Below are 10663 nucleotides of genomic sequence, written 5' to 3'. Positions count from 1 at the left end.
GCGTCGAGTGCCGCAAGGACGCCGGGGTGGTCGACGAGATCCCCGTCAGCCCTTCACGCAGACGACCTGCTTGAGGTGCGCGACCACCTCCACCAGGTCCTCCTGCTGGGCCATCACCTCGGTGATGTCCTTGTACGCGCCGGGGATCTCGTCGACCACCCCGGCGTCCTTGCGGCACTCGACGCCGGCGGTCTGCGCGGCCAGGTCGTCGGTGCTGAACGTCCGCTTGGCCTGCGCCCGCGACATCCGCCGGCCGGCGCCGTGCGAGGCCGAGCAGTACGCGTCCGGGTTGCCCCGGCCCCGCACGATGTACGACCCGGTGCCCATCGACCCGGGGATGATGCCCAGGTCGCCCCGGCCAGCCCGGATCGCGCCCTTGCGGGTGACCAGCACCTCCACCCCGTCGTAGCTCTCCTCGGACACGTAGTTGTGGTGGCAGGAGATGGGTTCGTCGTAGCCGACCTGCGGGAAGTGCTCACGCACCACACCGCAGAGCAGGGCCAGCATGACGGCCCGATTGCGCCGCGCGTACTCCTGCGCCCACCACAGGTCCCGCCGGTACGCGTCCATCTCGGGCGTTCCGGCGAGGAACACCGCCAGGTCCCGGTCGGGCAGGTCGACGTTGTGCGGCAGCTTGCGGGCCACTCCGATGTGCCGTTCGGCCAGCTCCTTGCCGATGTTGCGCGACCCGGAGTGCAGCATCAGCCAAACCCGGCCCTCGTCGGCGCCGCCCTGCTCCAGGCAGACCTCGATGAAGTGGTTGCCGCCGCCGAGCGTCCCGAGCTGCCGCTGGGCCCGGGTCTCCAGCTGCGCCACCCGCCGGTCCAGGCTGGCGAACCGACTCCAGAAGTCGTCCCAGCCGGCCTGCTCCAGGCCACGGACCCGGCGCGGGTTGACCGCCTCCTGCCGCTGGGCGAAGCCGACCGGGATGGTGGCCTCGATCGCGGAACGCAGCCCGGCCAGGTCGTCCGGCAGGTCGGCGGCGGTCAGCGACGTGCGCACCGCCGACATGCCGCAGCCGATGTCGACACCGACCGCAGCCGGCGAGACGGCCTGTCGCATGGCGATCACCGAGCCGACGGTGGCGCCCTTGCCGAAGTGCACGTCGGGCATGACGGCGACGCCCTGCACCCAGGGCAGCGCGCCGATGTTGCGCAGCTGCTTCGCGGCCTGCGGCTCGATGGCGTACGGGTCGGTCCAGACCCGGACGGGCGCCCGGGTACCGGCCAGGGGGGTGAAGCCCATCGTGGTCTCCTCGTGTCAGGCCGGCACCAATCGTTATTGATGACCGGAAATGATCGTGCGCCAGGATGGAACCGGCGCGAAAGCTCGTCGGATACGAAAAGGGCCGCCAACCCGCAGGGGGTGGGCGGCCACGCCTGACGCGTGTGGCGTCAGCGAGGTCGCCGCCACTGGCACCGAGCCTGGGGTCGCCCCTGCGCGGGCCGGCCGAGACAGCGGTACGACGCGCCGGGCGGCAACGCGGCACCGGCACCGCTACCTGGCCTGCGCCAGGTGGCGTCGGTGGCTGTGCGTTGCGACATGGCGTGCTCCCCGGGTGTGCTCGGCCGTACTGCGCATGACGGTAGGCGGGGCAGGAGCTGTCCGCAAAGGATATTGCGCCCGCGCGGCCGGCCGTGGTCTGGCCCCGGGGAGTCACTCTCGCGACCTGTCGAGCTGCCCCATAGATGGGGCGGTGCTTCCGCCGAGGCCAGCCGGAGGAAGCACCGCCCACGGCGGTCGCGCCGCCGCTCACGGCCGACGGTGGTCGCGGGACCGACACGTCTGCCCGCCTGCCTGCCCCGTTCGTGGGGCAGCTCGACAGGGCACGCACCAGGGGGCGTCGGGGCGGGCCGCCGAGCGACGTAGCGGGGCTCAGGTGTCGTAGCAGCCGTCCCAGGGCGGGTCGAAGCCCAGTTCGTCGGGGACGAACTCGGCGTGGTCCGCGCCGTCGTACTCCGCGGACCAGTCGACCAGGCCAAAGGCGTGCCCGTCGACCTCGACCTGGAACAGCGCGATGGCGATGTCGCCGAAGACCCGGCCGGGCAGCCCGTCGATCCATTCGAGGAGGCGGGCCTCGGCACGGGTGATCGAGGCGTCCTCGTCTTCGCTGGTGCCGGCGAACCAGATGTCCGAGTCGGTATGCACGCCGTCGGCGTCGAACCGGTGCAGCACCGCGTACCACCGCTTGTGGCGGTACCAGTCGTCTTCGGCTCCGGCACCGTCCTCAAGTGTCGCGGTGACGGAGCCGAAGAACTGGCCCTTGTCGTACCTGCCGATGTAGCGGGTGCGGTAGTCGGATTCGTACGCGATGGGCACACGATCAGGGATGGCCATGCGCGGACGCTACCGCCCGCGAGCTACGGCTGCGGCACCAGCCGGAAGGACTGCGCCGCCGTGCCGTTGCACGTGTACTGGATGAGCTGGACGCTGTCCGCAGTGGACGCTCCCGGCACGTCGAGGCACTTGCCGCTGGTGCGGTTGACCAGCCGGTAGTAGCCGCCGCCCTCGGATTCCGCCCGCCACTGCTGGTTGTTGCCGCCGCTGTAGGACCAGAGCTGGATGGGCGCCGAGTCGGCGGTCGACCGGTCGGTCACGTCGAGCACCTGGGCGCTGTTGCCGCGGTTGTTGACCCGCAGGTAGCCGCCACTGGTCGGCGCGAACTGGTACTGCTGGGCGGCGCTGCTGTTGCACGCGTACTGCTGGATGGCGGTGCCGTTGGCGGTGCCGGCGGCCCGGGCGTCCACGCACTTGCCGCTGCCCCGGTTGACGACGGTGTGCCAGGCGGTCGGCGAGATCGGGCCGGCGGTGCCCGTCGGCGTGGGCGTCGGGGTGGGCGTCGTGCCGGCGCCGGCGAGCCAGTGCAGACCGTCGATTAGCAGCTTGTTCTGCTGCGGGCTGTCGAAGGTGGAGGACAGGCCGGTGTTGGTGCTGTAGTTCATCGCGTTGTGCCCGAAGTTGGCGTACAGCATCTTGTAGCGCTTGTTGCTCCACACCAGCGGGTAGTAGCCGCCGTACCAGGACTGGTTGGGGTCCGTGCCGACCGGGAAGCTGGACGGGTCGACGGAGGCCAGGATGTCGATGTCCGGGTTCTGGCGCAGGTCGTTGCTCCAGGAGTACCACTCGCTGATCGACGACGCGAAGGTCGCCGGGAGCGCCTGGGTGGCCGGGTGGGTGCGGTTGTCGGCGCGCATCGTGACGCGGGTCGGCCCCCAGGTGTTGGTCTGGAAGGAGCCGGAGCCGAGGAAGGTGTTGTAGTACCAGCTCCAGCTCGACGGGTCGGTGGTGAACGCGCTGACGTGGAAGCCCATCCACGCCCCGCCGTTCTGCATGTACTGCTGGAAGGCGGGCCGCTGCGCGGCGGGCGGAGCGTCGTCGAGGAACATGATGACCTTGTACTGGGCCAGGTTCGCGGTGTTCAGCAGACCCCAGTTGGTGGTGGCCTCCCAGGAGAAGCCGTACTGGGCGGCGGCCTGCGGGAACCAGGCGCGGGCGTCGCGGTCGAAGTCGATGTGCGCGGCGTCCCAGGTGCCGTTATAGAAGGCCAGGACCTTGAACGTCGGCGCGGCCTGCGCGCTGCGCGCGACGCCGAGGCCGAGGCCGGCGCTCACGGCGACGACGAGGGCGACGAAAACCGACAGGATCCTTCTGGTACGGGCGGGAAGTTCTGCGATCACCTGATCGTCCCTTCGGTCGGGACGCGCGCCGCCGCGTCGACGTGAACTATCTGTTCACAAGGTTTACAGATAGACGAAAGGTTATGCGGTGCCGCCCGGTGCGTCAATCGCCGGTCGACCGATCGGGTGGGATTCCTGCGGCAGCGGGTACCCCGGCCGGATGACCAGCCCGGACGCCGTCGACGTCGACCAGCCGCTCGCCGTGGACGTGCCCGCCGCGCCGCACGACGCCAGCGGCGAGCGGGTGCCGACCCGCGACCTGGCCGGGCTCGCCCCGGCGGCGAGACCGGCACGCCGCTGGACCCCGGGCCGGGTGGTGGCCACCCCGGCCGCCCTGGACCACCCCCACGGGCAGCGGATCGTCGACCGGGTGCGGGCGCTGGGCATCGAGGTGGAACGACTGCGGTCGAACCGGCTCACCGGCGTACGCGGGCAGACCGACTCCGAGACGTACGCGCGCGCCAAGGCGACCATGGCGATCGTGGTGAGCCCGCCCTCGCGGCGTGTCCTGCAACCCATCGCCCCCAGCGCCGACTGGCGCGTCGACCTCGCCGAGGGCTGCCCCGCGCACTGTCAGTACTGCTACCTCGCCGGTTCGCTCTCCGGCCCGCCGGTGACCCGGGTGTACGCGGACCTCGACGACATCCTGGCCGGGTTGGCCCCGTACGCCGGGCGGGGAACGGTCACCAGCCGCAACGCACGCCGCGCCGACGAGGGCACCACCTTCGAGGCGTCCTGCTACACCGACCCCCTCGCACTGGAACACCTGACCGGCAGCTGGCGGCGGGCGGTGCGGCACTTCGCCGACTGGGACGCGCCCGTGCAGTTGCGCTGGACCACCAAGTACGCCGACGTGGACACCTTCGTCGGGCTGCCCCACCACTGCCGCACCCGGGTCCGGTTCAGCGTCAACTGCGCCCCGGTCAGCGAACGGTTCGAGGGCGGCACCGCGCGGGTGCCAGACCGGCTCGCCGCGCTGCGCCGGCTCGCGCTCGACGGCTACCCCGTCGGGCTGACCATCGCGCCGATCATGCCCCTGCCAAACTGGCGCGAACGCTACGGCGAGCTGCTGGACCAGGTCCGCGCGGCGGTCGACGGGGTCCCGGAGCTGGACCTGACCGCCGAGCTGATCACCCACCGGTTCACCCCGGGCAGCAAGGAGGTGCTGCTCGGCTGGTACCCGCACACCCGCCTGGAGATGGACGAGGAGTCCCGCAGCCGCAAACACGGCAGGTTCGGCGCGGTGAAGTACGTCTACCCCCGCGACACGATGGCCGAGCTGCGGAGCTGGTTCACCGACGAGCTGGCCGCCCGAGTCCCGGCCTGCCGCATCCTCTACTGGACCTGAGCCGCGGTTCGTCGACCGAACGCCGACACCGCGGGCGGTCGCGCCGAGGAGCGTGTCACCCGAGCGAGGAGCGGGCCACCGGCGCGGCGAAGTACGTGCGCGGGTGCGGGTCGTCGCGGAGGCCGTAGTGCCACCACTCGCGGTCGTAGTTGACGAACCCGGCGTCGGTCATCAGCCGCCGCAGCAACTGCCGGTTGTCCCGCGCCGTGCCGGTGATGCGGGGGTCGGCGGTGTGCGCCCGGGCGTCGAAACAGTCGAACCCGGTGCCCATGTCGATGCTGTTGTCGGCGAAGCGCCGCCCAGGCGGCGCCGTACAGGGAACCAGCGGCTGCCCGGGCACGTACGCGGGTTGGCTGGCGGGCGGCTCGTCGACGAGCGTCAGGTCCAGCGTGCTGCCCCGGCTGTGGGCGGTCGGCGCGCCGATGTAGCCGTCGGCGAAGAGCCGGTCCTTGGCCAGGTCCGGATAGAACTCGGCCTTGGTCTGCGGCTCGCCGGGGCGCTTCGACCAGGCGACGAAGTCGTCCACCGCCGGCTGCGGGCGGTAGCAGTCGTACACCTTGAGGCTGTGGCCGCCGGCCAGCGCGGCGTCCTGGACCCGGCGCAACGCCTCGGCGGCCTGACGGGTGAGCAGGCACAGCGGCTCGCGGTAGCCGGCGATCGGCCGGCCCACGAAGTTGTGCGCCGTGGCGTAGCGGATGTCGGCGTGAATGCGCGGGTCGACGTCGGTAAGCACCACGAAGCCCGGCAACCCGCCGGTCGCCGACGGGGTCGGCGTCCCCGACGACGGTGGAGGGCTCGCCGACCCGGTCAGCGGGGCCGAGACCGGGGCCGTCGGGCCCGGACGCGGCTGCGGACGGGAGCAGCCGCCGAGCACCGCGACGAGCGCCAGCACGACGCCGCCACCCACCCGCACTGACCTGCGCACCCGTCCTGTCTATCAGCAGCGGTCGGTGCCGCGCGCCGGATCAACCGCCGGCCGCCAGCGGAGCCGGATCCGCCACGGTCGGCGCCGGGTCGGGGGCTTCGACCAGGTGCGCGCCGAGGAAGCGCAGGGCCGCCTCGTCGTCGTCGATCCCGCCGGCCTCGTGGCCGTTGTACCGCCACACCGACAGCTCCGTCGCCCCGGCATGGGCGTTGTGGGCGGCGTACACCCCCGACGGCGGCACGATGTCGTCCATCAGCGCCACCGAGTAGCGAGCCGGCCGGCGGCAGCGTCGGGCGAAGTTGACGCCGTCGACGTACGACAGGGTGGTCAGCACCCGCTCCTCGGCGTCCCGGTGGATCGCCAGGTAGTCGCGGATTTCCCGGTACGGGTGGGCGTCGGTGACCACCACGGCACGCGGGATGTCACAGAGGAACGGCACGAGGGCGACCACGGCCCGCACACCGCGCGCCAACGCGCCGGCCGCGAGCGCCAGTGCGCCACCCTGGCTGTGCCCGAGCACCGCCACCCGGGTCGGGTCGACCATCGGCAGGGTCCGGGCCGCGTCCACCGCCCGGACCGCGTCGGTGATCAACCGCCGGTAGTAGTAGGTGCGGGGATCCGCGATGCCCCGCGTCGCCACGCCGGGCGCCTCCGGGCCGGCGGCGCCCAGGTCGGCGGTGACGCCCCGGCTCCAGCCCGAACCCTGCCCCCGGGTGTCCATCTGCAGATGGGCGAACCCGGCCGACGCCCAGAGCAGGTTCTCCAGCGCGTGCCCGCGCCCGCCCCCGTAGCCCACGTACTGCACGACGGTCGGCAGCGCCGTGCCGGCCCCGTGCGGCACCCGCAGCCAGGCCCGTACGGGCTGACCGGCGAACCCGGGGAACGTCACGTCGTACACGTCGATGGCTCGCAGGCCGGTCACCACGGGCTCGAGCCGGACCGGCCAGGTGGCGTCGCGGGCCTGCGCCAGGGTGTCGGCCCAGAACTCGTCGAAGTCGGCCGGGTCCCGCACCACGCCGCGGTACTCGCGTAGCTGCGCCTCGGGCAGGTCGGTGTGCATGGCGCCCCTTGTCTGTCGCGTGGCACTGATCAGGTGCGTCCACGGCGTGGCCGACGCCGACAGCCGGGCGGCGGAGACGGGACCGTACGCCGATACGCATCCGACAAATTACCGGAACATTTCCGCAACTCAGCCGAACGCTAGAACCGACCTGGCGTGTCGTCAACCCCCGTCCGTGAGGCAAGATGGCGCGAGGAGCGGGCGTGCCGTTCCGGGACACTGGATGGACGACGCTCGCGGTCGTCTCTCCGGAGCGGTGAAGGAGACACGGGTGGACGCGGACGACGGACGCAGGGTGACCATCACCGCGATCGCACGGGAGGCCGGGGTCTCGGTGCCGACCGTGTCACGGGTGCTCAACGGCCGGTCCGATGTGGCCCCCGACACCCGGGAACGCGTCGAGGAGCTGCTGCGCCACCACGGCTACCGGCGCCGCAGCAGCCGCAGCGTCCGCCGCGCGGGCCTCGTCGACCTGGTCTTCAACGACCTGGACAGCCCCTGGGCCGTGGAGATCATCCGGGGCGTGGAGGACGTCGGGCACGCCGCCGGGGTGGGCACCGTGGTCTCCGCGATCCACCGGCAGCCCACGGCGGCCCGGCAGTGGTTGCAGAACCTGCGCACCCGCGCCACCGACGGCGTCATCTTCGTGACGTCGCACTTGAGCCCGCCCCTGCACGCGCAACTGCGCCGCCTCAACGTGCCGGTGGTGGTCGTCGACCCGGCCGGCGTGCCGGCGATGGACGTCCCGACGATCGGCGCCACCAACTGGGCCGGCGGGCTCGCCGCGACCGAGCACCTGCTGGCGGTCGGGCACCGGCGGATCGGGTTCGTGGCCGGGCCGACACACCTGCTGTGCAGCCGGGCCCGCCTCGACGGCTACCGCGCCGGGCTGGAGGCCGCCGGCGTGCCGGTGGACGACGCGCTGATCTACCCGGGCGACTTCTACCACGCCTCCGGCTTCGCCGGCGGCACGGCGCTGCTCGATCTGGCCGACCCGCCGACCGGCATCTTCGCGGCCAGCGACCAGATGGCGTTCGGCGTCTACGAGGCCATCCGCCGCCGCGGGCTGCGGGTTCCCGACGACGTCAGCGTGGTCGGGTTCGACGACCTGCCGGAAGCCCGGTGGGCGTCACCGCCGCTGACCACCGTCCGGCAGCCCCTGGTCGAGATGGGCCGGCTGGCGGTGCGGACGGTGCTGCGACTGGCCCAGGGCGAGGGCATCGACTCGCCCCGGGTGGAGCTGGCCACCGAGCTGGTCGTCCGGGACAGCACCGCCGTCCCGCCGACCGGCTGATCCCTTCCGTTCCGACGGCCCGAACCGGGTCGGATTCCGGTTCCACCTGTTCCGGTCCAGCTGCGAAAATTCCGGCCTGCCGGTCCGCCCCATAAGCGACGACCACGGACGTGGACGCTTCGCGGCGCGCTGGGCGACCGGGGCCGCCCACCGCGCCGAGCGGGTCAGTGGTGGTGGTGTGCCCGGACGGCACGCCGGATGGTCACCGGCTGCGCGGGAGCGCCGTCGACCGGCGCCGGGTCCTCGGCCGTCGGCGCGATTCCCTGAGCGGCGATCCGGTCCAGGGTGGCGAGCCCGGCCGCGTCCACCGTGCCGAAGATCGTGTAGTTGGGGCGTAGCGCCGAGTTGGCGTACACCAGGAAGAACTGGCTGCCGTTGGTGTCCGGCCCGGCGTTGGCCATCGCCAGCACGCCCCGGGCGTAGACCCGGCGTACGCCGGTCGGGTCGGTGGGGGCCGGCGGCAGGTCGGTCGGCAGTTCGTCGCGGTACCGGTAGCCGGGGCCACCCTCGCCGGTGCCGGACGGGTCGCCGCACTGCAACACGCTCAGCGTCGGGTAAGCGGTGAGCCGGTGGCACGGGGTGCGGTCGTAGAAGCGCTTGCCGACCAGGTGCAGGAAGCTCTGCACCGTGCACGGCGCGGCGGCCCGGTCCAGGGTCAACCCGATCGGCCCCTGGTTGGTGGAGAGGGTCACCCGGACGCTGCCCCGGTCCGGGGTGCGGCGCGGGTCGGGCGGCAGCGGCACCGGCCGGGCGGCTGGCTCGTCGGGCGTCTCGGTGTAGGCGCACGGGCCGTGCGTGGTGCGCGGCGGGCGGGCATCGGCGGCGGCCGCGCTCACCGTGCCGTCGGCCGCGACCGGCGCGGCCACCGCGGCAGCCGACGCGCCGACGATCAGCGTTGCGGCGAACGCCGTCACACCGGCGAGGCGGGTCAGCGCGCGTACCGACCGGCGGGGTGCCGCCGCGCCGGAAGGCGTTTCGAGTTCACTCGACACAGGGATCCTCCTGGGCTCGTGCTGCCAGAAAGACCGGAGTCTATGGATGCCGAGGCCTGTTGTCGATCTGACCGGGCAACCGACGGCGGCGGTGCCACAGCAACCCGCCCAGCAGCGCCAGCACTCCCGCGCCACTCAGCGCGACCACCGACCACAGCCATCCGGAGCCGGTGCCCGCCGGGCCGCTGGCCGCCGCCGGGCGGGGCGGACCGGGCGCGGCAAGCGCGGACGGCGCGGACGGCGCGGCCGACGGCGTGGCGGTCAGCTCACCCGGCTCGACCAGGCGGCCGACGCTGGCGTCGCGGGGCAGCGAGAAACCCCAGTCCAGCAGGGCCGCCCCCTGCTCCCAGCCGCGCATCGGCGCCGGCTCGGCGCCCAGCAGCGTCACCACCAGCCGACGCCCGTCACGTTCCGCCGCGCCGACGTAGGTGTGCCGCGCCAGGTCGGTGAAGCCCGTCTTGCCGCCCAACGCGCCCGGGTACCGGTAGATGAGCTGGTTCTCGTTCTGGATCTGGAAGCCCTTGGTCCGCTGCGCCGGCTGAGCCGGAATCGTCGCCAGCTGAGTGAGCGCGTACCGCCGGAAGGTCGGCTGCGCGAAGCAGGCCCGGGCGATCAGCGCCAGGTCGTACGCGCTGGTGAACTGGCCCTTGCCGTCCAGGCCGGACGGCGTGACCGCGTGCGTCTGGAGCGCGCCCAGGTGGTGTGCCTGCTCGTTCATGGCGCGGACTCCCCCGGCCGCGCCGTCAGACCCGCCGCCCAGCCGGGCCAGCGCGTTCGCCGCCTCGTTGCCGGAGTTGAGCAGCAGCCCCAGCCAGATCGTCTCGATGGTGTAGCGGCCGCCCTCGACCAGGCCGACGGCGGAGGAGCCGGGCTCGATGTTCATGTCCGCCGCGGTGACGGTCACCGTCTGGGCGGGGTCGAGCCGGGGCATCATCGTGGCCGCCAGCAGCAGCTTCTGGACGCTGGCCGGAGTGCCGTACTCGTGCGGGCCGCAGCCCCCGAGCACCTTGCCGGAATCCAGGTCCGCGACCAGCCAGGAGGTGGCGGTGATCGCCGGTGGCGTGCCCGCGCCGGTCGGCACGACCAGGCCGCTGGTGGCCAGCCCGGCGCCGCCCACCGTCCGCGCTTCGGGCACGGCGGGCGGGGGCGAGGGCCGTGGCGGGCGGGACATCGCCGGCGCGGGCACCCGAGGGCACCGCGCGGCCGGCGGGGCGGCGGCGGCACTCGTGGCGGCAGCGCCCGTGGCGGCGGGGCGCCGCGCGGGGGCGGGGGGGGGGGGCGGGGCGGGGGGGGGGAGCGGCGGGGGGGGGGGGCGGTCGGGGGTCGCCGGGGGCGCCCTCACCGGAGCGCTCAAGTGCGCGACCCGA

Annotated in this window: 8 protein-coding genes and 1 pseudogene; 2 read left to right on the top strand and 7 right to left on the bottom strand. The window is 73.3% G+C overall.

Features of this window, described 5'->3' with window-relative positions:
• Nucleotides 1-45: 45 nt before the first annotated feature.
• The 3 genes from ABZU46_RS28845 to ABZU46_RS28835 all read right to left on the bottom strand — a co-directional run bounded on the left by ABZU46_RS28845 (nt 46) and on the right by ABZU46_RS28835 (nt 3677).
• Complete coding sequence (locus ABZU46_RS28845; RefSeq protein ID WP_354862672.1) at nt 46-1245, bottom strand: RtcB family protein; 1200 nt, start codon at nt 1243-1245, stop codon at nt 46-48.
• A gap of 630 nt (nt 1246-1875) precedes the next feature.
• Complete coding sequence (locus ABZU46_RS28840; RefSeq protein ID WP_354862671.1) at nt 1876-2337, bottom strand: hypothetical protein; 462 nt, start codon at nt 2335-2337, stop codon at nt 1876-1878.
• Between the two features lie 23 nt (nt 2338-2360).
• The gene (locus ABZU46_RS28835) at nt 2361-3677 is read right to left on the bottom strand and encodes an RICIN domain-containing protein (protein ID WP_354862669.1); all 1317 of its coding nucleotides are present in this window, start codon (nt 3675-3677) and stop codon (nt 2361-2363) included.
• A gap of 160 nt (nt 3678-3837) precedes the next feature.
• Here ABZU46_RS28835 and ABZU46_RS28830 point away from each other — a divergent pair, with 160 nt between their 5' ends.
• Nucleotides 3838-5025 (top strand): spore photoproduct lyase family protein, encoded by a 1188-nt coding sequence (locus tag ABZU46_RS28830; RefSeq protein WP_354862667.1) that lies wholly within the window; start codon nt 3838-3840, stop codon nt 5023-5025.
• A gap of 55 nt (nt 5026-5080) precedes the next feature.
• On the opposite strand, the gene ABZU46_RS28825 is transcribed toward ABZU46_RS28830, so the two are convergent.
• Both ABZU46_RS28825 and ABZU46_RS28820 read right to left on the bottom strand, forming a co-directional pair.
• Nucleotides 5081-5950 carry a M15 family metallopeptidase gene (locus ABZU46_RS28825; protein WP_354862666.1) on the bottom strand — a complete coding sequence of 290 codons (870 nt, stop codon included), beginning with the start codon at nt 5948-5950 and terminating at the stop codon, nt 5081-5083.
• Nucleotides 5951-5990: 40 nt separating this feature from the next.
• Nucleotides 5991-7010 carry an acetylxylan esterase gene (locus tag ABZU46_RS28820; RefSeq protein ID WP_354862664.1) on the bottom strand — a complete coding sequence of 340 codons (1020 nt, stop codon included), beginning with the start codon at nt 7008-7010 and terminating at the stop codon, nt 5991-5993.
• Between the two features lie 271 nt (nt 7011-7281).
• Between ABZU46_RS28820 and ABZU46_RS28815 the strand changes: the two genes are divergently transcribed.
• Nucleotides 7282-8304 carry a LacI family DNA-binding transcriptional regulator gene (locus tag ABZU46_RS28815; protein WP_234588215.1) on the top strand — a complete coding sequence of 341 codons (1023 nt, stop codon included), beginning with the start codon at nt 7282-7284 and terminating at the stop codon, nt 8302-8304.
• A gap of 164 nt (nt 8305-8468) precedes the next feature.
• Here the strand turns inward: ABZU46_RS28815 and ABZU46_RS28810 are convergent, their stop codons facing one another.
• Both ABZU46_RS28810 and ABZU46_RS28805 read right to left on the bottom strand, forming a co-directional pair.
• Nucleotides 8469-9296 carry a peptidylprolyl isomerase gene (locus tag ABZU46_RS28810; protein WP_354862663.1) on the bottom strand — a complete coding sequence of 276 codons (828 nt, stop codon included), beginning with the start codon at nt 9294-9296 and terminating at the stop codon, nt 8469-8471.
• Between the two features lie 40 nt (nt 9297-9336).
• Nucleotides 9337-10491, bottom strand: a pseudogene (locus tag ABZU46_RS28805) (D-alanyl-D-alanine carboxypeptidase); the annotation flags it as partial.
• Nucleotides 10492-10663: the final 172 nt, after the last annotated feature.

The sequence above is a fragment of the Micromonospora sp. NPDC005197 genome (genome assembly GCF_040608295.1).
Taxonomy (GTDB): domain Bacteria; phylum Actinomycetota; class Actinomycetes; order Mycobacteriales; family Micromonosporaceae; genus Micromonospora.
Note: the sequence above shows the minus strand (reverse complement) of the source record. Positions and strands in the feature narration are given on the sequence as shown.